Genomic DNA, 24,504 nt, shown 5'->3' with positions numbered 1-24,504 from the left:
GTATTTTATGCTTCCATTTGCATCTGTGCCAAGTCAAAAAGCTCACGCATTGCAACAGAGTAGATTGGGAAGTCTGCTTTATTGCCTGAATCAATCTCTGACAAAATAGTCTGCCAGCGATTAACTTGATGCTGATGGCGTTTCATCCACTGGGTAACACGGCCCTCAACATCCAGCGCACCATCTTCCATTTGGATCACACTGATCGCTAGAGCACGGCTCTGCCAATCAAGATCATCACGGAAGGTTTCGCGGGCTAGCGCTTCCCAGTTATCATGAACATCCAGTTCGGTGATTTTCTGGCTGATCCACTGCAGATCCAGTTGATGACCTAGCTCGAAGTAAACCTCAGCAACACGCTGTAGTTTCTCACCAGTGGCACGTTCAGCTTCAACAATACCCAGTAGAGAATACAAACCTGAGTTTGCGGCTACCTGATCGGCTAATGCTTCAGGCACACCTTTGTCAACCAGCTCTTCTCGACGTTTTGCCCAGCTTTCTAGTTGAGCGCCCCGTAGACGTTCACCAATACCTTCACTCAGCATACGTACTTTTGGTGCGTACAATTCAATCACATCACGCACAGCCATATTCGCCAGATGAGGACGCAGGAACCAGCGTGTTGCCCGACGAATCAAACGCATCAGCTCTAGCATCATGTCGTACTGAACCGAGCTTTCAACTTGGTTATCTAGCATCTCAATTTGACGCCAGAGATTGTGAATACCAAAGACTTCCCGAGTAACAATATAAGCCCGAGCAATCTCTGCCGCATCCGCACCGGATGAGTCGATCAAGCGGTGGATAAAGGCGATACCGCCGTAATCAACCAGATCATTAGCCAGTTGAGTTGAAACGATTTCACGCTTCAGGCGGTGGTTGTACATCGCAGGCTTATACTTCTCAACCAGAGCGCTTGGGAAGGCTCGCTCAACTTCGCATTCGATAAAGCTATCATCAGGTACTTCTGTTGCCATCAGCGCTTGTTTTAGATCTGATTTCGCGTAAGAGATCAGAACCGACAGCTCAGGACGCGTTAGGCCTTCACCTTGGTTATAACGCTCAAGCAGCACATCATCAGCAGGAATAAATTCTAGCTCACGGTTTAACTTGCCTTCACTTTCAAGGGCATTAATAAAGCGACGGAACTGGCCAATACCATCTTTAGCCATCACTTTAGCCAAGCTTAACGCTTGAGACTGACTGTAGTTATTTTTAAGAACTAACTCAGAGACTTCTTCAGTCATGGCTTCTAATAGCTCATTACGCTGCTTAGCAGTCATATCACCTTGGCTAACGATCTCATCCAGAAGAATCTTGATGTTAACCTCATGATCCGAGCAATCTACGCCACCGGCATTATCAATAAAGTCAGTATTAGATGCGCCACCATGTAGCCCGTACTCAATACGAGCCCGTTGAGTAACACCTAAGTTACCGCCTTCACCCAATACGCGGGCACGCATCTGACGACCATCAATACGCAGGCTGTCATTGGCTTTATCACCGGCATCCGCATGGGATTCAGTAGAGGCTTTTACATACGTTCCAATACCGCCATTCCAAACAAGATCGACCGGTGCTTTTAGTACCGCTGTAATCAGGTCATTCGGTGAGAGATGATCTTCCTGAATATCAAAACGTGCTTTCATCTGCGCTGTAATCACAACAGATTTAGCAGAGCGAGAGAAAATACCGCCGCCGTCAGAGATCAGTTTAGCGTTGTAATCTGCCCAGTTTGAACGAGGCAGATTAAACAAACGCTGACGCTCGCGGAAGCTAGAAAGCGCATCAGGGTTTGGATCAACAAAAATGTGCAAGTGGTTAAAGGCGCAAACCAACTGAATATGTTCAGAAAGCAGCATGCCGTTACCGAAAACATCACCGCTCATATCGCCGATACCGACAACGGTAAAGTCATCCGTTTGTACGTTATGACCCAGTTCACGGAAGTGACGTTGTACAGAAACCCAAGCACCACGGGCTGTAATACCCATTTTCTTGTGGTCGTAACCGTTTGCGCCACCAGAAGCGAAAGCATCTTTCAGCCAGAAGCCATGCTCCAATGAAATGCTATTTGCAATATCAGAGAAGGTTGCGGTGCCTTTATCGGCGGCAACCACCAAATAGGGGTCGTCTTCATCGTGACGTACCACCTGCTTAGGCGGAACAACATCGGCTTCAACCAAGTTGTCAGTAACATCCAGCAAAGCGTTGATAAAGATTTTGTAACAGGCGATACCTTCTTGCAGGATATCGTCTCGATCACCGCTAGCCGGTGGGCACTTACTAACAAAACCACCTTTTGCACCTACCGGTACGATAACCGCATTTTTAACCTGCTGAGCCTTAACCAAGCCCAGAACTTCTGTGCGGAAATCTTCATGTCGGTCTGACCAACGCAGACCACCACGAGCCACTTTACCGCCACGAAGGTGTACACCTTCAACCCGCGGAGAATAAACAAAAATCTCAAACATCGGACGAGGTAATGGCACATCAGGGATGCTCTTAGTGTCCAGTTTGAAAGAGACATAAGATTTGATGCTGCCATCATTATCCAACTGATAAAAGTTGGTACGCAACGTTGCCAGCATAAGCTGCATATAGCGACGCAAAATCTTATCTTCTGTCAGGCTCTGAACCTGATCCAGTGCTTCTTTAATGCGATTAACAAGCGCTTCTTGGCTCGCCTCAGTAAAATGAGCACTTGGATCGAAACGTAAGGTAAACAGCTCAAGCAGCATAGACGTGATGCCGGCATGATTGCCCAATGTTGATGCAATATAACTTTGCCCAAAGCTGAAACGAATCTGTTTCATGTATTTGGCATAAGCCCGCAGAACCGTAACCTGACGCCAGTTTAAACGAGATGTTAGCACTAAGCGGTTAAAGCTATCGTTCTCCGCAGCCCCTTGCCAAATACGTTCAAAGGCTTCTTGGAATACATCACGCACATCAGCTAGCGGCACCGTCATTTGACCGGAAGAAGGCACTAGAGAGAAATCGTGAATCCAGATGGTCTTGCCATCGCCCCGGGCAATCTCATAGGGATGCTCACCCACAACCCGCATACCAAGATTTTCCAGTACAGGGATAACATCAGACAGCGGCAGTTGCTCATCAGCATGGAACAGTTTGAAATGCAGGTGGTTATTATCTGCTTCCAACTGACGGTAAAACGACATCGTCACCGAGCGCTGTTGGTCAAGCTCATTAATATAGCCAATATCGAATACAGCGGTGCGCGGACTAAAGTCTTCACGGTAGCTCGCAGGGAAAGCATCTCGGTACAGACGAAGGTAATCGTTGGCTTTCTCTTCACCATGGCCTTCAATCAAAGCTTCATGCAGGTCATCACTCCAAGAACGAATCACCTGAATCACTTTTTTCTCAATCGCACGAATATCGTACTTAGGTGGTGTATCGCCATTAAAACGCAGAATTAACTGAGAGCGTGCTAGAACAGATTCAGAGAAATAGGTGTGGAATTCATTGCCGTGGGCATCCAATTCTTCACACAGTAAATCCCGTAACTTATGGCGCAGGTCCGTACTAAAAATATCACGAGGTACGTAAACTAAGCAGGAATATAACTTGCCACAATGATCTTCACGGATAAACAAACGTACCTTGCGGCGCTCACGGATGTTCATAATCGCAACGGCAGTTTCGGTCAGTTCAGGTAGACTGATCTGGAATAGGTCATCGCGAGGGTAAACTTCCAGAATTTGTATCAGCTGCTTGCCATTATGCCCGTAAGGGTCAAGTCCCGAGGCCCGCAATACCGCCTGAATTTTTTTGCGTAAAACAGGCACATTACGAGGAGTTTCGTTATAAACCGCCGCGGTATACAGGCCTAGGAAGCGGCTTTCACCAACAAGATTACCCTTGTCATCAAAGCGCTTAACCGTAATGTAATCAGGGTAGGCTGGACGGTGAACGCGGGCATGTTCTGGTGCTTTAGCAAACGCCAGTAGCTCAGGGATTAAAACAAACTGACGACCATCCAATGCCATATCATGGCGGTCTTTTGCATTATAGCGAGGCTCATCTAATTTAAGAACACCGAGTTCAGAATCAGGAACCAGCTTTAATATTTTTTTACCGTCTTCATCAGCCACAATATATTCATCGTAGCCAAGAAAGGTAAAGTGCTCATCGTTCAGCCAGTTTAAGAAATCAACGGCTTCATTGACATCTTCTTCTGATAGATGCGCAGGACGGCTAGCGGCAAGAGCTTCCCGTATCTCAAAGCACTTTTGCTCCATCTGATCAAAGTCATCAACTGCCGTTGAAACTTCAGATAACACTTCAACCAAGCTATCACGCAATTCATCTAGTTCAGCCTGATCGGTATGACGATCAACCTCAATATAGATTAGTGACTCGGCGCTACCGTTAGCTTCAGCATAATGATCACTGCGGCCTTTAAGTTCGAGCATGTCACCGTTGTCATCACGCAAAAAGTTAAGCACAGCGTTGTGAATAGAGTGAACGGTTAAGCCCCGTCGATTCAATTCAATACGTGCAGAATCAACCAAGAAAGCCATATCACGTTGCAGCAGTTCAATAACGGTATGTGTCGATTGCCAACCATGCTGCTCAAAATCTGGATTGTATACGCGAATTTTAGGCTCAGCGACTTTATGTTGCTGCACAAAGTTCCATGCTGAGACAGTTGCCCCGTAGAGGTCATCGGAACGACGGTCAGCTAACTCTTCAAGAGAAGCCGATGCGTAATATATATTGGCAAAGTTAATAATCTCTTTTGCCTGTTTTTCAGAGAACTTTAACGTGAGCTGGTCTTCTAAGAGACCTAAAAACTTTTTATGACCTTCACTGGTTTGATACATCGTCAATTGACCTCAGAGATGATACCGAAATAACGTTATGTGATTACGATTCCAATAAAATAGATCCCACAGAATAGATCCGGCAGAAAAACACTTTTTGTTTCTATTGGCGTTTTCTTCCTACCTTTCTACCAATGGAAGCTACAGGAGCAGCTTCGATGAGAACATAAGGAATAGCTTTGATGAAAACATAGTACAAATCAACCGTTACGCCGATCATCTATTACAAAAAAGCATAGGTGAAGAAGCGAACAACATAATAGAACGCACCTGCAGCGGAAAAATGCGCTATTCAGGCCAATAAATGCCCTATTGTTTTAGGAAGACCAAGGTTTAGTTCTAAAATCGTAGCATTACTTTTATCGGCTTTAGTTGTCACTTCCGTATCGCAACGCTAGCCAGCTAGAAAGCATTATCGCTATACTCGCGAACAGTTTAGGTGAACAAGCCGTTGATCAGACACACTGTTTGATCAAACTATTCATTGCTAATGGCAACAGTCAACACGGATAAGAAAGGAATACCATGAGTGTTCGAGACGCTTTTCAGTCCCTGAATAACTACCTAAAAAGCCAGATTATTGGGCAAGAGACGCTACTCAGCCGTTTGCTGATCGCGCTTTTAGCGGACGGCCACCTCTTGGTTGAGGGCCCGCCAGGTCTAGCAAAAACCAAGGCGATTAAATCCTTAGCCGATTGCCTAGAGGGGGATTTTCAACGTATTCAATTCACCCCAGATCTATTACCGGCGGATATTACCGGCACCGATATTTACCGCCCAGAACACAACAGCTTTAGCTTCCAGCACGGGCCAGTCTTCAATCACTTTATTCTGGCAGACGAGATCAACCGAGCCCCCGCCAAGGTACAGGCCGCACTATTGGAAGCCATGGCAGAACGCCAAGTTACCGTCGGTAATACCAGCTATCCACTTCCACCTACATTTCTGGTGATGGCGACACAGAACCCCATCGAGCAAGAGGGCACCTACCCTCTGCCAGAAGCACAACTTGATCGCTTTTTGTTGCACACGAGCCTGAACTACCCTAGCGCCGAAGCAGAGCTAGAAATTCTGCGCTTAATTCGAGATGAGCAGAAAAACTTACTGCACACTCAAACGGATGAGTTAAGCACTCAAAAAACTGAAAACACGCCGCCAACCGTGACTCAAGCACAGATCATCGCCGCCCGTCAGAATGTTTTAGAGATTTATATGGCGGAAAGTATCGAGCATTATATAGTGCATCTGGTTGACGCCACTCGACGCCCAGATCAGTACAGCAAAGATTTGGCTCAGTGGGTTGAATACGGAGTTAGTCCTCGCGCGACTCTGGCGTTAGATCGTTGCGCCCGCGCCCATGCATGGCTGGCCGGAAGAGACTTTGTGACCCCCGAAGATGTTCAAGTAATGGTGCCTGATGTCTTCCGTCACCGCCTGTTGTTACGCTATGAAGCCGAAGCCGCAGGCTTTACTGCCGATCAGGTCATCTCTCATCTACTTCAGCAAGTACCGGTAAGCTAATGTTTCAATCCGCTTGGCAACAGATTCGTAAGAGTATCCAACCAACCTTATCACTGGATACCAGCGCACCCTTTTTGCCAGAGCTCAACTTAGAGCACTTGTCCCGCCTGCAGGAGCACAAAGGGCTTATCGGGCCGAATTTACGCTCCCCTACAGGTTCGACGCTGGCAGGACAGCATCGCTCACGCCAACAGGGCCGAGGGATGGAGTTAAGCGAAATCCGTAACTACCAGCCCGGTGATGATATCCGCCTGATGGATTGGAAAGTCACCGCTCGCACGCGCCGCCCACACACTAAGGTTTTCCTAGAAGAACGTGAGCGCCCTGTTCATTTGATTGTTGATCTGTCCGCATCCATGTTATTTGGCAGCCTTCGTAGTAAAGCAGAGCAAGCGGCTAATATAGCAGCAACCTTAGGCTGGGCATTTAGTGATCAAGGGGATCGCTGCGGCGGTATGGTATTTAATGGACAAGAAAACCGTTTAATCAAACCTAAGGCGCGACATAAGGGCCTACTGCCTCTATTAAAAAGCAGCTGTGATCTTGGACAAACAATCACCAAGGCCAGTAGTCGCTCTCCATCCGGTCGTATGAATCAAATACTGCGACAAATGGCCGCACAGAAAGGACATGGCAGTCTTGTTATTTTAATCAGTGACTTTTGGTCTTTGGATCTTAGCGATCATGCCGCATTAAGCCAAATCAGTCGCAACCATAACCTTGTTGCCATCCATGTCACTGACCCGCTAGAAAAAGAGCTGCCAGGTACATCCTGCTTTCTTACTGATGGAGAACAGGATTTCTATTACGACGGCACCAGAACAGATGAACAGAAACGTTATCGTAATGAGTTTAATCTGCACCAAGAAGCATTAAAGCAAAGCATTCAGAAAGCCCGAGGCCACTTTATTCCCCTGTCGACACAGGAGCTTCCGGCTGACAAGCTGAAACAGTTTTTTTCTAAGGCGATTCGGTAAAATCCATCGTTACCCGCTATAATGCGGAACCTCAAAGTGCCATAATCAAAAACTGCAACAGCAACAAATACTTAAAGCTCGGCAGGAGCCCCGCTGAATGAGCACCGAACACGTCACACAAGAAGCTGCCAAACTATTGGATCAGCTAAAAGATATACATATTCCGGCCCCCACCGGTGGCTGGACGCCCAGCTTAAATGTTTGGTGGGTTTCGGTTTTCAGTCTCGTTACCACATTAATCTTTATTATCGCTATTCGCCGTTATTACTTGAGAACAAGAACCCGCCGTTACGCGCTGAATGAATTGGTTCAAATGCAGGCTCGATTTGAAAGTCACGGTCAACGCCAGCAGCTTTTAAATGAACTCAACACCCTGTTGCGACGCATGGCAATGATCAATTACGATCGTGAAAAAATATCGCCATTAACCGGTAAATATTGGCTTGAATTTCTTGACCGCAGTGGCCGAACCAAAGATTTCAGCCAAGGCATTGGCCAAGTTCTGATACAGGCCTATCAGCCATCACCTGATGATTTTGATGAACACGCCTTGATTGAGGTGGTAAAACAGTGGATCAAACGACAGCTTTAAACGGGCTAGCCCAACTGGAGCTTTTTTCTGGCCCATTGGCATTTCTAACCCAGATTCATTTTGTCTGGCCGTGGATCTTTATTTTGCTGCCCCTGCCTTGGCTAGTGTATCGCTTTCTTCCGCCAGCGCCTCCCCGTCATTACCGATTACGCGTTGCGTGGTTAAGCGCTCAGCAAAATATAAAAAGCGGTACGCTTCGCAGCCAACGTAAGCTACGCCGTTTAATCATCGGTTGCTGGCTTTGGCTGCTATTACTAATGGCTGGCGCTCATCCTCAATGGGTTGGAGACCCCATTCCTCTGCCCAATAAAGGCCATGACTTAATGCTCGCGGTTGATATATCCGGCAGTATGCAAATGGATGACATGCTACTTAACGGCGAACGCACGGATCGGTTAACTGCCGTTAAAAAAATCGTCTCAGACTTTGTCTTGCGCCGTGAAGGTGATCGTCTTGGTCTTATCGTTTTTGGTACTCAAGCCTATCTTCATGTTCCTATGACCCATGACCGCAACACTGTTTCGGCACAATTAAAAGAGATTCAGCTGCGTATGGCCGGAGATCAAACCGCTATTGGTGATGCTATCGGGCTGGGGATTAAACGGCTCAAAGAGCAGCCAGAAGATGGCCGCGTGGTTATTTTGCTCACTGACGGGGCGAATACAGCAGGGGCAATAGATCCAATACAGGCCGCCCAATTAGCAGCAGGGCAAAAACTTAAAATTTATACGATTGGTATTGGCGCGGACGAATTGGAGGTCCAAACGCTATTTGGCCTAACCCGCCGTATTAACCCATCTCAAGATCTTGATGAGACAACTCTACGCAGTATCGCCCGTAATACCGGTGGTAGCTATTTTCGAGCGCGCAGCACAGAAGAGCTTGATGCTATTTATCGGGAACTTGATCGCCTAGAGCCAATCGAACAACAAGCTCAAGTCTTTCGACCACAACACAGCTTGATGCACTGGCCTTTACTGCTAATATTTGCCTCTTTAATCGTCGCGTTTACAATACGCTGGCTTATTGTTTATTGGCGAGAGCAGGTCTCAAACGATGGATAATATCCGCCATATTCGATTCAATAGCGATCAAGGTAGGAAGTAACGTTGGAACTACTGGATAGCTTTCACTTTGCACGCCCTTGGGCATTACTGTTTATTCCCATCGTTATTTTGCAGGTACTTTGGTATCTACGGTTTCGTCACGCCAGTAATCCGTGGCAAGACCGTATGCGCCCCGATCTACAACAGCAATTACTGGCTAAGCCTAAAAAACAGCCCAGCTATTTACTCTGGACACTGATCGCACTCATTCTGACCGGCTTTGCCGTGGCTGGGCCAAGCTGGAGCCAACAATCTCGCCCCGTACTAAGCAAGCAAGATAACTTGGTTATCGTACTTGATCTATCGCTGTCGATGCTGGCAGAAGATAGCCAACCCAACCGTATAACGCGCAGCAAGCAAAAGCTACATGACCTACTCAAACAGCGAAAAGAGGGCATGTCAGCTCTTGTGGTTTACAGCGGCAATGCTTACACCGTAACACCGCTAACCCAAGATACCGCGACCATTCGTAATTTACTGCCCGCCCTTGATCCACTCATGATGCCTCAGCTAGGCAGTGCTGCGGAACATGGCGTTGAAAAAGCACTAACGTTAGTCAAGCAGTCTGGCTTCCAAAAAGCGCGGCTATTGCTGATTACCGATGGCCTTGATGAATCCGCTCAGAAAGCCATTCGTAAACAGTTACCAAAGGGTGTCAAACTAAGCCTAATGGTGGTGGGTACTCAAGAGGGCGCGCCGATCCCGCTAAGCGATAAAGGCTTTGTTAAAGACCAACAAGGCAATGTCATTATCAGCCAAGTGAATTTCACGGCGCTCAATCAGTTCGCTCAATCTGTAGGGGCTTTAATCCACCCGATTACACTTAACAATCAAGATTTAGAGCAACTGCTACCGAAAGAACTGGATCAACAGCAGATCAAAGAGGAAAAAGCTCAGGTTCCTCTTTGGGTGGAGCAAGGCCACTGGTTTCTACTGCCGGTACTGCCTTTAGCGGCCCTAGCATTTCGGCGTAACTGGTTGATGCTTATTCCTTTACTGTTATTACTTCCCTTACCAAAACCTGCTTACGCTCTATGGGAAGACGCACCACAAACCCAAGGCGAACAGGCCTTTGAGCAGGGTAAATACCAGGAAGCAGAACAGCTACTACAAGATCCGCTCTGGCTGGGTAGCGCCCACTATCGTCAGAAAGATTATGACGCTGCTGTATCTGAATTTGCTAAAAACGATAGCCCCCAAGCCCATTACAACCGTGGTAATGCGCTGGCTAAGCTAGGGCGTTTTGATGAAGCTATTGCGGCTTACAGCTCAGCCCTTGAGAAGGAACCACAACTGAAAGATGCTGAAATCAACCGAGAAATTGTCGAAAAATTGCTAAAGAAACAGCAACAGTCCCAATCATCTCAGAAAGAAAAAGCGGCAGATCAAGAAAAGAACCAAGAAGCCCAACAGGGCGAGAACAAGCAACACAGTAATAACAATCAACACAGTAATAACAATCAACAGGGCGATAAAAGCCAACAATCAGGTCAATCCGCAGAGTCGCAGCCCAGTCAATCACTGGGCCAAGAATCTGAGTTTGGTACTAATAAACCAAGTCCATCGGTAGAAGACGCACGTTCAGAGCCAGATAATCCTGAGAATAAAGCACCAGACAGTGCGGAACCCCAAAGCCCGAGTCAGGGTCCGGCTCAAAATCAAGCCCTAAAAAACCAAGCACCGAGCACTCAGCAACCGATGAGTGAAGAAGAATTATCTCTAGAGCAGTGGTTACGCCGTGTCCCCGATGACCCTGCTGGCCTGCTCCGCCGTAAATTTGAGTTTGAAGCCATACAGCGCCAACAGGCGTTACCAGAAGGACGATCACCATGGTAAACCGATACCTGAGTTTATTTTTCAGTCTATTGACCGGCCTATTACTCGTTAGCCAGTATGCAATTGCCAATGACTTAAAGGCTAGTGTCGACCGTAATCGTTTAACGCAAAATGAAACCGTAACACTGTCTCTTCGCACCCCCGGCCTACAGCTTACTGGTGAGCCAGACCTAAGTGAGCTATATCAAGATTTTGAGGTATTGGCTCAACAGGTCAGAACCAATATTCAAATCATCAATGGTGAAAATCAGTCTGAGCGTCTATGGGAAATATCCTTGTTACCCAAACGTTCAGGCACATTAATTATTCCAGAGATCTCCCTAGGCAACCTTAAAAGCCAACCCATTACCTTAGAAGTACAGCCACCACCACAAAATACCAATGCCACCGCCGATATCTTTCTACACAGTGAAATTGATCAAGAAGACAGTATCTATGTGCAACAACAGCTGATTTACACTCTGCGACTGTATTACGCCACCAGCATATCCGACCATGGCTTAACGGATCTAGAGCTTGATAATGTGCTAACAGTACAGCTGGGTAATCGTAAGGACTTTGAGGCCAAAATTGATGGCCGACTCTACAACGTGGCAGAGTGGCAGTTTGCTCTTTACCCTCAGAGCAGCGGTGAACTGGTCATTCCACCACAAACATTTAGTGGTCGTGTGCGCCTTCAAAACCGCTATTCATTGGGTGGTTTAAAACATATTCGCATCCAAAGTCCAGAGCACAAAATAACCGTTAAGCCTGTGCCGGATGCCTTCCCTCAGAATGCTCAGTGGCTACCGGCAAAAGCCTTAACCCTAAGTGAGAAATGGAGTGGTAATTTTGCCCAATGGCAGGAAGGAACACCGCTAACTCGCACCCTTACGCTAAATGCAGAAGGTTTAACCGCCGCACAGCTACCGCCTATCGTTATGGCACAGCAACCTCTGCTACGCCAATACCCAGAGCAACCACAACTGGAAGACCTTCCGCTAAACCTCAACGCGGCGGATGCTAGTATTACCGGCACAAAAAATCTAAATATAGCCCTTATTCCAACTCAAGCAGAGCATTTATTACTGCCTAAAATCAGTATCCCCTGGTGGAATACACAAACAGACCAACTAGAGTACGCCTCTGTTGATGCTCTCAGCTTATCCATCAGCCCTGATCCTAATCGAGTAGCAGAGCCTGTTTTGGAACCTGCCAACCAAGAGCCCAACAACACCGTACAAACGCCCCCTGTCGATGGACATTCAGTCCTGTTATGGCAATTATTAAGTTTAGCCTTGGTTGTTATTAGTCTCTTGTTAGCGCTATTTTGGCGGCAAACTCGCCAACAGCTCCAGCGTGTTAATTTGCAGCTTTGGCATAGCACCCCCAAGCCCACTCCAGGCCAGACACCAAGCGTAACCAAACAGGAGAACCCTATTTTCAGACAAGCATTGATGAATGCCTGCCAACAGAACCAAGCTCGGGCAGCATGGGATGCATGGCAAAAATGGCATCAACATGAAGCACCACAAACCACGCCAGATTTTGACCAAGCTTTAAGTCAGTTGCAGTACAGCTTGTTTGGCCCTGTCGCCCAACCAGAGCTATGGGATGGCCGAGTCATGGCCAAAGCGAGTAAGTCTGTTCACTTAGCGAAAGGTGAGCCTGGACAGGCATTGCCCAAGCTCTACCCTTAGGATAACTTAACGACGAACGAGGAAAACGCCGCTTTCGATATGGTGGGTATAGGGAAATTGGTCAAATAATGCAAAGCGCACAACTTTGTGCGTTTTGTTTAATTCAAGCAGGTTGTCGTAGAGCGTATCGGGATTACAAGAGACATAGATAATATGATCATACAGGGCGATCTGTTTTACCGTATTCTCATCTAAACCCGCCCGTGGTGGATCAACCAATACCGTAGTGAAGTTTCGATTCGCCAGATCAAATCCCTCTAAGCGGCGCATCTCTGTTTTACCGGCAAGTGCCTCGCTAAACTCTTCACTGGAAACACGGGCAACCTGTACATTGTCGATACGATTACGTTCGATATTAAAGTGAGCCGAGCGTACCGATGTTTTCGATATTTCGGTTGCGACAACATAATCAAAGTTTTCTGCCAGTGCCAAAGTAAAGTTACCGTTGCCGCAGTAAAGCTCAACCAGATCACCGCCAATGTCTTTGCTGACATCCACCGCCCAGTTCAACATCTTTTCACATAGGGCTGCATTTGGCTGGGTAAAACTGCTTTCAACCTGCTGATATTCTAAAGTTCGCTCACCCACCTGCATGGTTTCAATCACATAGTCCACATCCAGCACCACACGCTGCTTGCGGCTTCGGCCAATAATAGAGACACCCAGCTTGGCTTGCAGATCACGGGCCAGCACGTCCCATTCATCACCTAATGGACGATGGTAGATTAAGGTGATTAGGGCTTCACCGGATTGGCTGGTTAGAAACTCAACTTGGAATAAACGACGGCGCAGTTCCGGTATATCGCGAATGGCATCCAATAGTGTGGGCATCAATTCATTAATACGTTCATTCGCCACTGGGTACTGATCCATACGCACAGTTTTACGATCTGTTTTTGGATCTTCGCCCACATCAAACATAACATAAAAAAGGTCATCACCTTCGTGCCAAAGACGAAACTCAGCACGCATACGATAGTGGCTAGCGGGAGACCCAAACACTTCTAATTCTGGTGGGTTAAAAGCCGTGAACTGAGCACGAATCCGGTTGGCTTTCTCTTCAAGCAGAGTTGTATAGTTTTCAGGTTCAACAACAGGTAGGGCCACGGAATAACCTCAACAGAATGGTGGTAAAAAAAGAGCGCAGAGCATAACAGGAAATCATCATAGCTCAAGCCCAAAGAAAGCAAGGTCTGGTCAATTATTTTGTCGGATAAAATGAAAGGAATAAATCCCTGTCCCAAAAATTGACCGCTTATTGGAGCGGTATGATTCTGGCTTCGGCTGCGTTATTTTATCTACCATTTGGTCAGTTTTGATTGATCTAATATCGGGATTAACGCACTATTATTTCTGATATAGTAATGCACTTCTAATATTAAAACGCGCTTCTGATGTTAAAACGCTAAAGTAGGTTACTGTGCCTCAATCCCAAGATCTACCATCCCAAAGCCCTTCTCCTGCTATAGGCCCGTTAGAAACGAGCTTACGCTATCGCCTTATTGGTCGCTGTATGGCGGGTGCATTATTACTGACGGCATCCATGCCTTTCACAGGACTCCCATTAATTTGGCCGGCTTTGCTACTATGGCTGGCGTTGCTGATGAGCTGGAGCCAGCTTCCTAAGGCAACTCGCCAACAGGCGGGGGCATTAATGCTCGTTGGTGTGTCGGGTATGGGCTGGGGTTGGTATCAAGGCGCTGTGCTGCCGTGGCAAAATGCCCTAAGTTCAAATGGCAATCTTTTATCGATGCTCATGGCAGTCAGTTTTTTATCTATGGTGGCCACAAAAGAGTCAGGCGATACGCCAGAAGTATTACCAAAAGGTCGATCCGCGTTAAAACAAACCTTAATCGGGGTTCATCTGTTTGGTGCGGTGATCAATATGTCGATTGTGTTTATTATGGCCGACCGTTTTGCCGCTGCCAGTAGTGACGGTAATACACTTAAAAATACGCAACATCAGGTGCTTTCCCGTGCATTTTGTGCCGGTGCATTTTGGTCACCTTTTTTTGCCGCCGTGGCCGTGGCATTAACCTACGCTCCCGGCGCCCAATTGCTGAATATTATGCAGGCAGGTATTCCTATGGCAGTGATTGGTATTTTAATCACCTATTTTGAACTGCGCCCCAAGGCGGCTAGTTTTACAGGCTATCCGATGCGGATTAGCAGTCTAGCTTTACCGGCATTTCTGGCTTTAGCGGTTATTGCTGCCCACCATTTTTTCCCAGCCCTATCGGTACTGCAAATTATTAGTATTTTATCGCCTTTAACGGCCATAGGCGCTTTATATCTGAAGCGTAAGCCTGTGATTAAAACGCTACGCCAGCATACCCACAACCGACTGGCTAAGATGGGTAATGAGCTAGCGCTTTTTCTTGCCGCAGGCACCATGGCGGCAGGACTAAATACACTATTTACACTGTACGCAGATCAGCTACCGATTCCTGAATTAACACCCCTTGTAACCTCTTTATTGCTGCTGGTGATGCTTTTGCTGTCTTTATTGGGGGTTCACCCGGTGATCAGTATTGCAACGGTAAGCGGCTTATTGCTACCCACTCAGCCGCCGATGGATCTACTGGCGATGGTATTTTTGGCTTGCTGGGGTATAGGCACCGCTTGCGGCCCTATGTCAGGAATGAACTTGTCGTTGAGGGGGCGGTATTTTATCACGGCTAAACAAACACTAAAAAATAACCTTCATTACGGTGTCATCATGTGGGTAATTTCTAGTTTATCACTCTGGTATTATAATCCACTTTAAGTCTTTTGACTGGCGGGCATGATCATTGAGCGATGCCCGCCTATTGAATTAAAAAGCCACTATCAAATAAAATCCGTTCAATCTGCACATTTCACGCAGAGTGTGCTTTCTGGCAAAATAAGCAGACGCTCTTTGGCAATATCATCGCCACAATTTGCACAGACACCATACTCACCAGTATCAATGCGCATTAATGCAAATTTTATTTGCTCAATACTGTGCAGCGTTTCATTGCCAATTTCATCGAGTACTTCATCATTCTCACGCTCTTGAGCCTGCTCCTGAAAGTCACTGGAGTGAGCTTGCGCCACATCTTTTTCGACATGCTTTAAACGTGCATTAAGTACATCTAACTCATGAGTCAATTTGTCTTTGATCGCTTGAATATCCATAACCTACCTTTTGGCATCCGTATAAAACAATGCAATGCTTAGGAAACAAAAAAGCCGTTAACTCCGGCTAAGCAGAGGTAACGGCCTTAACCTATTTGCAATCAGGCTTGCTTGAGCATAGCAAACATTTCGTCCTTCAAACTTAAACGATGTAACTTAGCCTTTTCTTCTACCTCTGTCGGAGCAGGACTTTGCTCTGTTTCCATATTTTCAATATCTTTGGTTAGCCCATGATATTCATCAAACAGTTTCCGAAAATGAGCATTGTTCACTTTAAGCTCATGAATCTGTTCTTTAAATTCTGGCAGTTCACTTAAAAGATCATGATGTTCAACTGGCATTGTATACTCCTTATTTTTATAAAATAACTCAATGATAACAAGGTGTTAGCAGTAATTGACTGACTGTTTCCCAGTCAGAATCTAAACCATGTTTATAGCTTCAGATTACGCCTCTTAAGCGCCAGTGTATTGATTTATATCAAATACTGGTAGCCTAAAATCAAGCGACTGTCAGTAAGACTATTAGGGTGTGCTCTCCACTCTTCAAGTGTTCTGCCTGAATAGCTCAACTGAAGATTTTATTCTTTTTTGACCTGTTTTAAGTACAAAAAAACCCCAGATAATTTAATTATCTAGGGTCATTAATACACGGGTGTAAACTTTAACAAAAGCAATTATATGAAAAATTCCTAATACGAACTAGCCTGCCACAAAATCAGATACAGACTTTGGCTGATGCACGGGGAAAACACGATCATAAATCCAAGTAAAGCCCATGGTGTAAAAGACGATAAAGGCCATAACCGCAGAGTCCATCACCAATGCCTGCCAGATAGCAATATCAAGCCACCAAACCACAATAGGCAGCGAAGTGATCGTCAGGACAATTTCCAATCCAACCGCATGCCCCACCCGTTGACGGCCCGTACGCTCCGTGGGTACTACGCCACGTTTTACATCAAACTGGTCATAGAAATAGTTATAGATGATATTAATAACCATCGCTTTAGCCGCAAGAATGAGTGTTAACGCACCGGTGTCCAAAGGGTCTTTATCAAAAACAAACGCGATAGCGGGAGCCAGAAACAGTAATAAAAATATTTCAAAGCCCAGCACATAGCGAACACGATCTAAGCCAGAGCGAATTACAATTTCTTTGTCAGCCATTTTGACTCTCCTATCCCCAAGCCTATTCTTAAGTACTGATTAACCAAGTAAATAACTTGGCACACTGCAAAACTATATTGTTTTTTACCGTATAACTTAAAAAATACAGGATGATCTGCTTAAAAAAAGACTCAGCTTGAAATAAACAGATACTCTATGGATAGGTATTCTATGGCTATTTATGATAAAACAAAGTTAGAATCTATCTTAAAAACAGATAGATTTAAAAAGATAGATAAGACCAAATCATCCAAGAGCCAACGCCATGCCTCAACCAGACCAATTGAATGCATTTATTGCCGCCGCAGAAACAGGTTCTTTTTCTGCCGCCGCCAGACGTCTAAAAAAAGCTCAATCTGCGATTAGTAACGCCGTTATCAACCTAGAAATTGAGGCTGGGGTTGAGCTATTTGATCGAAGCAAGCGCAGCCCCGTGCTCACAGAGGAGGGCCACACCTTGTTAAAATCGGCCTATGCGATTATAGAAAGCCATGCTGATTTTATCGCTAAGGCGATGGCCATGAATGCAGGGGAGGAAAGCCATTTATGTATCGCGATTGAGCAAAACGTATCCGCCTTGCCTGTAGTCGAATTACTGGTCGAGTTTGAACAGATTTTTCCCTATATTGAGCTAGAGCTACTCGATCCTGGCACCAGTGATGTGGCAACGCTACTCAGAAATGGCCGTGCGGATTTAGGTCTTATGATGGAACAGGAGCATTATCCAAAAGGCTTTATGTTTCGAGGTATAGGCCATTCTCGTAAGCTACCGGTATGTAGCAAAAATCATCCGCTAGCAAAACTGAAGCAGGTCAGCCACAGCGATCTAAGAAGCTATCGCCAACTCGTGCCCCGCAGCCTTGATTTAGAAGATACCAGCCATGAAGAGCAGATCCTAAGCCCGAAAGTATGGTATGCCGAAAGTCCTTTTGTTATTGCAGAGCTGTTAAGCGCAGGGCTTGGCTGGGCATCACTGCATGAATCAGTGGTAAAGGAGCAATTGGCCCAAGGTTCATTAATCGCCCTAAAGCGTATCTATCAACAGAATGCCTCCTTGCAGGGTATTGATGTGGTTTGGACCAAACACAAACCCTTAGGCAAAGGAGGCCAATGGCTGCTAGAGCGCTGCTTTAAGCTGAATTTACGGTAGCGATATACACGGTTTGTTTATAATCAGCCTTCTCATGTTAAAGCTGGAAACGCGCTAACTTCTGCTCAATATCATTAGCCACCCGTTCTAAGTCCTCACTGGCACTAACACTATCGTCACTTTGAGTACGAGTATGATCGGACAGGCAGTGAATATTGTGCAGGCTTTGGGAAACACTCTCAGCCACTGCCGCTTGCTGGGCTGCGGCAGATGCAATATTACGCCCCATATCAGCAATATTGGACATGTAATCACTAATTTCAGCCAAAGATGCCCGAGCATCACCGGTACGGTCACGGCTCTCTTGAGAGGCGTTATGACTTGATGCAATAGCGTGTACAGCTTGATCAATTTTACTCTGTAGCCGACCAACAAGTAGAGTAATCTCAGAGGTAGCACTTTGCGTACGCCCAGCTAAAGTACGTACTTCATCAGCAACCACGGCAAAACCTCGACCTGATTCACCAGCCCTAGCCGCTTCAATCGCCGCATTCAAAGCCAATAAGTTAGTTTGATCCGCTACTTCGCTAATAGTGGCCATAAAGGCACTAATATTATTACTCTCCTCTGACACGCTCTGTATCAAGTCTGACGCTTGCTGCATTTCTGTCACAAGAGATTCAATACTGGCGTGAATAAGATCCGAAGCATTACACCCTTTACCTGCAATATCTTGCCCTTGAGCCGTCATATCAGCTGAGTTTCGAGCGTTATTAGCAACATCAGAGGTCGTCGCGGTCATCTCTTCCATAGCCGTAACGACTTGCTGGATCTCCATAGATTGTTCATCAACCGCGTCCTCGGTATTACCGCTGGCTGTTTGCACCTTAACCACGCTATCTTTCAATGCTTTTGAAGCATCTCCAAGCTGCACCACAAGATCTTTCAGTCCCGTATGCATCTCTTTAGTGGCTTTACGCAAAAGACGTGTTTCATTATTACAGCCTACAGCAATTTCAATATCACTGGGGATAATATCTAAACGCCCTTTACCAATGAAGATAAGGTCTTGAGTTACTTTATTTAAAGGGGCTAGACGGCGGTATAACAACATGCCGCAAATACTAATAATAATCAGGGTGCTAAGACCCATAAGCCACATCATCATATTACGAAGCATAATACTGGCCTTGGCAAACTCATCGGTGTAGCTGCCCAACAATACTACCCAGCCCCAACCTTTGATACCGTGATAGGCGGCTATTTTTTCCCGTGCAGGCTCATTGTCAACGAGGTATTCATAGCTTAAAACACCGGCGGATTGTTGTATTATTTCCTGTAAAGCGCTTGTACCATCTTCTAACTTAACACTTAAAACATTACGCCCTTCAAGGGTTGGGTGCATTAGAATTCGCCCGGGTTCTTTACTTCCTGCGCCAGCAACTATCGTTGCATAACCTGTTGAGCCAACTCTCATCTTCGCTAGAGTTTTTCGCAACTCAACTAAGCCATGGGTTAAATCAAAGCCAATATATAACACCGCAATCGTCTGGCCTTTTTTCTGAATAGGGCGATAGATAGTCATATAATCTCGACCAAAGAGATGGGCAACACCTGAGTAGGTTTTTCCAGCCATTAAATCTTGATAGCCGGGATGCCCTGTACCCAATAAGGTACCAAAGGCCCGTTCGCCTGTTTGCTTTTTAAGGGAAGTGCTAATGCGTAAAAAATCATCACCATGGCGAGCAAAAACAGTCGCATTACCACCGGTCATCCGAGTAAATTGATCCGGTTTACTAAAGTTGCCATTAATAACACCCTCTTCATCAACAAGTGCCTGTGTATGATAATCTGCAACCTGTACCATCTGAGAGGTCTGGCTAAGCCCGTCAGGAAACATTTTGAAGAAGATATCAGACAAGCGCTTAGCATTATTGAAGCTATCTTGGTAATAAAACTCAAGCAACCCTGAAACCATCTGACTTTGATGCCGCAGTGTATCCTGAGCTTCTAGCTCTAACTCCTGCTTTGCTGATCGAGTTAGCACTGTTGTCATAATCAAATTAGCGATGATCAAAAGACCCGCAATAACTAAAGACAACTGTGCCGCTAGCGATTTATTCTGAAAGTAGTTCAGCATTATTTAGAACGCCCTTGTATAAAGAACCCAAGCTTTTACACCCCATAATGAGCATTATTATCAGCCTACAGATTATAAGTCTATTATTTAATAAGCACTGATACCTTAATGTTTTTTTAACTCAAAACAGTTTTTTTATTATAAATAAAAAAATATATTTAAAAGTGAAAAATAATTAAAAACACACAATTGATAAATAATAAAAATAATCCTAAAAAGACCAAATAAATAACGTCAAATAACAAAAACATCCATACAAAAAGCCAATAATAACCACTGTAGAAACCAAACAGGACAAAATGAAGCAGCCGCCGATAACAAGATTCAACCACTGATAACAATAGAGTATCGATAAAATAGCGTATTTTTGTCTGCATTTTAGTAAAATACCTTCTGTTTTTTTACATGCATTCAAATGTGATCGAGAAAATAAGGCTAGCTCAACAAACAGCCAGCCTTCTAAGGACAACACCTTAAGGACGCCTTCATGTATCTGTTATTGGTCGAGGACGACCTGCCGCTGGGCAATGTTTTGCTGCGATTGCTCAAACCCCATTATCGTGTTGATTGGGTGCGCTCCTTAGAGCAGGCCAAGGCTCATTTACAAGCCTCTGAGTATTCTTTATTACTGCTGGATTTAGGCCTGCCCGATGGTGATGGTATGGATTACCTGACTCAACTCAGGAAAGAAGAATGCTCGCTTCCTGTATTAATTATCTCCGCAAGGGATGCCTTAGATGAAAGAGTCAAAGGCCTGGATACCGGTGCCGATGATTATTTGGTGAAGCCTTTTGAACCAGAAGAATTATTAGCTCGAATCCGTGTTCTGCTGCGTCGGGCGGCTGGGCAGGCAAGCCCTATTCTTACCTGTGGTGAGTTATCCTTTGATCCATCCAAAGAAACTTTTTATCTTAGTGGCCAACCCCTGTCCCTGCCCCGAAAGGAATACGAGCTGCTCACGGTGTTAATGCACGCTGGCGATAAGCCAGTATCCCGTGATCGCTTAATTCAGCAGCTCTACAGTGTTGGCAGTGAGGCAGAATCCAATACTCTTGATGTTTACATCCATGCCCTGCGTCGTTTACTGGGTAAAAACCGGATTGAGACGCTACGTGGTCGGGGCTTCAGGCTGGTCAATCTATGAAACTCAACCTTAAACGGCATTTTAAACTCAGCCAATTGGCTCTTGTTCTGGGCCTTAGCATTCTGCTCACGGGTTTTGCCGGTGTTCTTGTCACCTGGTTGGCGGTGGATGACGAGTTAAGTGAGTTACTCTATGAAGACATTCACCAACAAACACAACTGCTGGCCCGCTTAATCAACCAAGGCCACATAGAGCCGGATGAATTAAAAGAATTTCTTGGTGAGTCGTTTATTGATGATGACGAAGACACGTTTTTAATCTCCGTCGAACACATGAAAGAAGGCTGGTATACCAGTAATTTTGGCTTTCCCAAAAGCTTTGGCAGCACACAAACAGGGCTGACTCAAATAAAATATCAGGATCATATCTGGAAAGGTTACCAACTGCGGGAAGGTGATCTGCTGATTAAGCTGCTGCGCCGTGATGATCTGGCAGAGGATATCAAATCAGATGTGACAGAAGATGTCATCATGCCCATTTTGATCGGCAATATTTTAAGTCTTCTCATACTGATCGTGTTGCTGGCTTTAGTTGTACGCCCCCTGAGTCGCCTGGCCGGGCAGCTTCGCCAACGTGATGCAGAAGACCTGAGCGCTATGCCTCAGGTCAGCCCTGTGGTGGAACTACAGGAGATCACCAATAGCCTGAACCACCTGATTAAGGGGATTGGACAAACCTTAAACCGGGAAAAACGTTTTGCCAGTGATGTTGCCCATGAACTGCGTACGCCCCTGACCACGCTTAAACTTGAGCTTTCTTTACCTGATTTAGATACACAGGCCATGCGACAAGAAGTCGATCGTTTAATTCGTGTGGTAGAACAACTTTTAACCCTAGCCAGACTGGAGGCTTCAAGCTGGCAGCAACATTGTGAAAGCTTTAACCTGAAAGAACCGCTACAACATTTAAGCCATCGTCTTAGTTCAAAATTTACAGCAGCAAGCATCACCTTTAACAGCCATTTGGAAGATACCCAACTGCAAGGTGATCCGACCCTGTTAACGCTTCTGGTTGAAAATCTGCTATTAAACACCTTGCGCCATGCAACAGGGACAGACCAGGTGACCCTAACCCTGACATCAACTGATAAAAGCTGGCAGCTAAGGGTAGAAGATAACGGCCCAGGTATTCCACAGCACCAGAGACAACAAATGATGAAGCCTTTTACTCGTCAAGATCAACGTAGTGAAGGCCTTGGACTTGGGCTATCAATTTGCAGCCAGATTGCAGCCTTGCACGGCCTAACAATAACACTTCATGATAAGAACCCTGGTTTAACGGTTTGCATTGCACCAGACTGTTAAGGGCATTGGCAACACATCCGCAGGCTTCAATAATAAGTCTCAACATAAACATCAATAATAAGCTTCAACGCGCTCAATTTTCAGGGGAATCAACCCGTGAATAATATATTTTATCCTTTCTAGCATTTTTTTATTGACGGCAGGTTTAACCGTCATAGAATGCCGCATCTTTTTTGCGTCTCACCTTGTAACAAATCCTTAGTACACTTAACGTTAATCTTGAGCGCATTTTTCTCGAAGGTCATCTAAACTCATAAAAGATGGCACTCGGCAGTAAGGAAAAAATATGACCGAATATTCAACAAAAAAACGAGTGGTTGGTTGGCGTGAAGCGATCTCTATTCCTGCTTTAGGCGTAGAAGAAGTGATTGCAAAAGTAGATACCGGTGCTAGGACTTCTGCCATTCACGCCTTTTTTGTAGAACCTTTCATCGGTAAGGATGGCAAGGATTGGGTACGCTTTGGTCTGCACCCAGTACGAAAAGAGCAACAGCCAGAGCTTATTGTTGAAGCCCCCATAAAAGACCGTCGTCCGGTTAGTGACTCCGGTGGACATACAGAAGAGCGCTATGTGATAGAAACAGAGCTGCATATTGGTGATGAGCGAGTATTAGCTGAGATTACTCTGACAGACCGCGAAAGTATGGCTTATCGCATGTTATTGGGTCGCACGGCATTACGTGGGCATTTTTTAGTTGATTCTGATCTATCCTATGCTTGTTCGACCCCTATCGATCCCTAACCTAAGCCCCTCTAGTCTAAGCGGCACCGGAAAGATTAACGCCCTAATCAATACAGTACATTATCAATCTCATCATAATGATTAAGAATAAACTGCTAAATCTTTTTCCCTTGTGATACCTCATTTAAAAGGAAGCCTTATGAAAATTGGCATATTGTCACGCAACCCAAGACTTTACTCCACTCGCCGTTTAGTGGAAGCCTGCAAGAACAGAGGCCATGAGGTTCAGGTTATCGACACTCTAAAGTGCTATATGGATATTACCTCCTCATCACCGGCAGTATGGTACCAAGGTGAGAAACTAGAGGGTTTTGATGCCATCATTCCACGTATTGGTGCATCAGTAACACAGTACGGCTTAGCGGTGATTCGCCAATTCGAGATGATGGGCGCTTACACCCTGACAGAATCTATTGCACTAGGGCGCTCCCGTGACAAGTTACGTTCTTTGCAACTACTGTCCCGAAAAAGTGTTGGCATGCCAAAAACCGGTTTTGCCCATAGCGTTGATAACACCAAAGAGCTAATTGATTTAGTCGGTGGCGCACCGCTAGTGATCAAACTGACAGAGGGAACACAAGGTAAAGGCGTTGTTCTAGCAGAAACACGTAAGGCCGCTGAAAGTGTGATTGATGCTTTCCGTGAACTTGAAGCCGATATCCTTGTACAGGAATTTATCAAAGAAGCCGGTGGCTCTGATGTGCGCTGTCTTGTGATTGGTAAAAAAGTTGTTGCGGCAATGGAACGTACGGCAGCCGAAGGCGAGTTCCGCTCTAACCTGCACCGTGGAGGCACCGCACAGCTAACAAAACTAACTCCAGACGAGCGGGCAACTGCAGTTAAAGCGGCACAGTGTATGGGTTTAAATATTGCAGGCGTTGACCTTTTACGTTCTAACCGTGGCCCCTTGGTCATGGAGGTTAACTCATCACCGGGTCTTGAAGGTATTGAGAACTCAACCAACAAAGATATTGCCAATATGATTATTGAGTTTATTGAGCTAAATGCTCGCCCAAATAATACGAAGACCCGAGGTAAAGGTTAAGCCTCTCGCTTAAGAGTCCTCAAAACCCGCCTTATTTATTTCTCTTTTTATCAAAGAATAAAGAGGCGGTTTTATAGCACGACCAATTTATAGCACCACCAAGAAAAAATAGTCTTTAAAAAAGAAGAGAAGAAGAATCAGGTT

At 45.7% G+C, this 24,504-nt stretch carries 18 protein-coding genes; 12 read left to right on the top strand and 6 right to left on the bottom strand.

Annotated elements, in window-relative coordinates:
- Positions 1 to 5 precede the first annotated feature (5 nt).
- Positions 6 to 4,856, bottom strand: a complete 4,851-nt coding sequence (locus G517_RS0114285) for an NAD-glutamate dehydrogenase (protein WP_028304975.1) — start codon at positions 4,854 to 4,856, stop codon at positions 6 to 8.
- Between the two features lie 525 nt (positions 4,857 to 5,381).
- Between G517_RS0114285 and G517_RS0114280 the strand changes: the two genes are divergently transcribed.
- From G517_RS0114280 to G517_RS19350, 6 genes are all read left to right on the top strand, one after another.
- Complete coding sequence (locus G517_RS0114280; RefSeq protein ID WP_028304974.1) at positions 5,382 to 6,377, top strand: AAA family ATPase; 996 nt, start codon at positions 5,382 to 5,384, stop codon at positions 6,375 to 6,377.
- Entirely contained in the window at positions 6,377 to 7,354 is a 978-nt protein-coding gene (locus G517_RS19360) for a DUF58 domain-containing protein (protein WP_051206427.1), read from the top strand. The genes G517_RS0114280 and G517_RS19360 overlap by 1 nt, the downstream gene beginning before the upstream one ends.
- A 97-nt stretch (positions 7,355 to 7,451) precedes the next feature.
- Positions 7,452 to 7,946: a DUF4381 domain-containing protein gene (locus G517_RS0114270; RefSeq protein ID WP_051206426.1), complete on the top strand. Its 495-nt coding sequence runs from the start codon at positions 7,452 to 7,454 to the stop codon at positions 7,944 to 7,946.
- Positions 7,925 to 9,010 (top strand): vWA domain-containing protein, encoded by a 1,086-nt coding sequence (locus tag G517_RS19355; protein WP_211224299.1) that lies wholly within the window; start codon positions 7,925 to 7,927, stop codon positions 9,008 to 9,010. The genes G517_RS0114270 and G517_RS19355 overlap by 22 nt, the downstream gene beginning before the upstream one ends.
- Positions 9,011 to 9,055: 45 nt before the next feature.
- A complete protein-coding gene (locus G517_RS0114260) occupies positions 9,056 to 10,888 on the top strand; it encodes a vWA domain-containing protein (protein ID WP_028304972.1) in 1,833 nt (610 codons plus the stop codon).
- Entirely contained in the window at positions 10,882 to 12,567 is a 1,686-nt protein-coding gene (locus G517_RS19350; protein WP_051206425.1) for a BatD family protein, read from the top strand. The genes G517_RS0114260 and G517_RS19350 overlap by 7 nt, the downstream gene beginning before the upstream one ends.
- A 6-nt stretch (positions 12,568 to 12,573) precedes the next feature.
- On the opposite strand, the gene trmA is transcribed toward G517_RS19350, so the two are convergent.
- The gene (gene trmA / locus G517_RS0114250) at positions 12,574 to 13,674 is read right to left on the bottom strand and encodes a tRNA (uridine(54)-C5)-methyltransferase TrmA (RefSeq protein ID WP_028304971.1); all 1,101 of its coding nucleotides are present in this window, start codon (positions 13,672 to 13,674) and stop codon (positions 12,574 to 12,576) included.
- 313 nt (positions 13,675 to 13,987) lie between these two features.
- On the opposite strand from trmA, the gene G517_RS0114245 reads away from it, so the two are divergent.
- Positions 13,988 to 15,334, top strand: coding sequence for a hypothetical protein (locus tag G517_RS0114245; protein ID WP_084632271.1), 1,347 nt, complete (start codon positions 13,988 to 13,990; stop codon positions 15,332 to 15,334).
- Between the two features lie 77 nt (positions 15,335 to 15,411).
- On the opposite strand, the gene G517_RS0114240 is transcribed toward G517_RS0114245, so the two are convergent.
- The 3 genes from G517_RS0114240 to G517_RS0114230 form a co-directional block, all read right to left on the bottom strand.
- Entirely contained in the window at positions 15,412 to 15,726 is a 315-nt protein-coding gene (locus G517_RS0114240) for a TraR/DksA family transcriptional regulator (protein ID WP_028304969.1), read from the bottom strand.
- 101 nt (positions 15,727 to 15,827) lie between these two features.
- Positions 15,828 to 16,067, bottom strand: coding sequence for an HP1242/YdcH family protein (locus G517_RS0114235; protein ID WP_028304968.1), 240 nt, complete (start codon positions 16,065 to 16,067; stop codon positions 15,828 to 15,830).
- Between the two features lie 360 nt (positions 16,068 to 16,427).
- The gene (locus G517_RS0114230; RefSeq protein WP_051206424.1) at positions 16,428 to 16,895 is read right to left on the bottom strand and encodes a PACE efflux transporter; all 468 of its coding nucleotides are present in this window, start codon (positions 16,893 to 16,895) and stop codon (positions 16,428 to 16,430) included.
- A gap of 265 nt (positions 16,896 to 17,160) precedes the next feature.
- On the opposite strand from G517_RS0114230, the gene G517_RS0114225 reads away from it, so the two are divergent.
- A complete protein-coding gene (locus G517_RS0114225) occupies positions 17,161 to 18,045 on the top strand; it encodes a LysR family transcriptional regulator (protein ID WP_028304966.1) in 885 nt (294 codons plus the stop codon).
- A 37-nt stretch (positions 18,046 to 18,082) separates the two neighbouring features.
- Here G517_RS0114225 and G517_RS0114220 read toward each other — a convergent pair whose 3' ends face one another.
- Positions 18,083 to 20,125, bottom strand: coding sequence for a methyl-accepting chemotaxis protein (locus G517_RS0114220; protein ID WP_028304965.1), 2,043 nt, complete (start codon positions 20,123 to 20,125; stop codon positions 18,083 to 18,085).
- Between the two features lie 487 nt (positions 20,126 to 20,612).
- Between G517_RS0114220 and G517_RS0114210 the strand changes: the two genes are divergently transcribed.
- The 4 genes from G517_RS0114210 (at position 20,613) to rimK (ending at position 24,360) form a co-directional block, all read left to right on the top strand.
- Positions 20,613 to 21,269, top strand: coding sequence for a response regulator (locus G517_RS0114210; protein ID WP_028304963.1), 657 nt, complete (start codon positions 20,613 to 20,615; stop codon positions 21,267 to 21,269).
- The gene (locus G517_RS0114205) at positions 21,266 to 22,573 is read left to right on the top strand and encodes an ATP-binding protein (protein WP_028304962.1); all 1,308 of its coding nucleotides are present in this window, start codon (positions 21,266 to 21,268) and stop codon (positions 22,571 to 22,573) included. The genes G517_RS0114210 and G517_RS0114205 overlap by 4 nt, the downstream gene beginning before the upstream one ends.
- Before the next feature lie 286 nt (positions 22,574 to 22,859).
- Positions 22,860 to 23,315, top strand: a complete 456-nt coding sequence (locus G517_RS0114195; protein ID WP_028304961.1) for an ATP-dependent zinc protease family protein — start codon at positions 22,860 to 22,862, stop codon at positions 23,313 to 23,315.
- 139 nt (positions 23,316 to 23,454) lie between these two features.
- A complete protein-coding gene (gene rimK / locus G517_RS0114190; protein WP_028304960.1) occupies positions 23,455 to 24,360 on the top strand; it encodes a 30S ribosomal protein S6--L-glutamate ligase in 906 nt (301 codons plus the stop codon).
- Positions 24,361 to 24,504 lie beyond the last annotated feature (144 nt).

It is taken from the genome of Oceanospirillum maris DSM 6286 (genome assembly GCF_000422865.1).
Lineage (GTDB): Bacteria > Pseudomonadota > Gammaproteobacteria > Pseudomonadales > Halomonadaceae > Oceanospirillum > Oceanospirillum maris.
The sequence above is the reverse complement of the archived record's forward strand: the minus strand, read 5'-3'. Positions and strand labels throughout refer to the sequence as shown.

Coding starts and splice junctions, on each gene's coding strand:
- G517_RS0114195 (WP_028304961.1), top strand. CDS start 22,860: ATGACCGAATATTCAACAAAAAAACGAGTGGTTGGTTGGCGTGAAGCG.
- G517_RS0114240 (WP_028304969.1), bottom strand. CDS start 15,726: ATGGATATTCAAGCGATCAAAGACAAATTGACTCATGAGTTAGATGTA.
- G517_RS0114280 (WP_028304974.1), top strand. CDS start 5,382: ATGAGTGTTCGAGACGCTTTTCAGTCCCTGAATAACTACCTAAAAAGC.
- G517_RS0114230 (WP_051206424.1), bottom strand. CDS start 16,895: ATGGCTGACAAAGAAATTGTAATTCGCTCTGGCTTAGATCGTGTTCGC.
- G517_RS0114205 (WP_028304962.1), top strand. CDS start 21,266: ATGAAACTCAACCTTAAACGGCATTTTAAACTCAGCCAATTGGCTCTT.
- G517_RS0114270 (WP_051206426.1), top strand. CDS start 7,452: ATGAGCACCGAACACGTCACACAAGAAGCTGCCAAACTATTGGATCAG.
- G517_RS19350 (WP_051206425.1), top strand. CDS start 10,882: ATGGTAAACCGATACCTGAGTTTATTTTTCAGTCTATTGACCGGCCTA.
- rimK (WP_028304960.1), top strand. CDS start 23,455: ATGAAAATTGGCATATTGTCACGCAACCCAAGACTTTACTCCACTCGC.
- G517_RS19360 (WP_051206427.1), top strand. CDS start 6,377: ATGTTTCAATCCGCTTGGCAACAGATTCGTAAGAGTATCCAACCAACC.
- G517_RS0114225 (WP_028304966.1), top strand. CDS start 17,161: ATGCCTCAACCAGACCAATTGAATGCATTTATTGCCGCCGCAGAAACA.
- G517_RS0114220 (WP_028304965.1), bottom strand. CDS start 20,125: ATGCTGAACTACTTTCAGAATAAATCGCTAGCGGCACAGTTGTCTTTA.
- G517_RS0114210 (WP_028304963.1), top strand. CDS start 20,613: ATGTATCTGTTATTGGTCGAGGACGACCTGCCGCTGGGCAATGTTTTG.
- G517_RS0114235 (WP_028304968.1), bottom strand. CDS start 16,067: ATGCCAGTTGAACATCATGATCTTTTAAGTGAACTGCCAGAATTTAAA.
- G517_RS0114285 (WP_028304975.1), bottom strand. CDS start 4,856: ATGTATCAAACCAGTGAAGGTCATAAAAAGTTTTTAGGTCTCTTAGAA.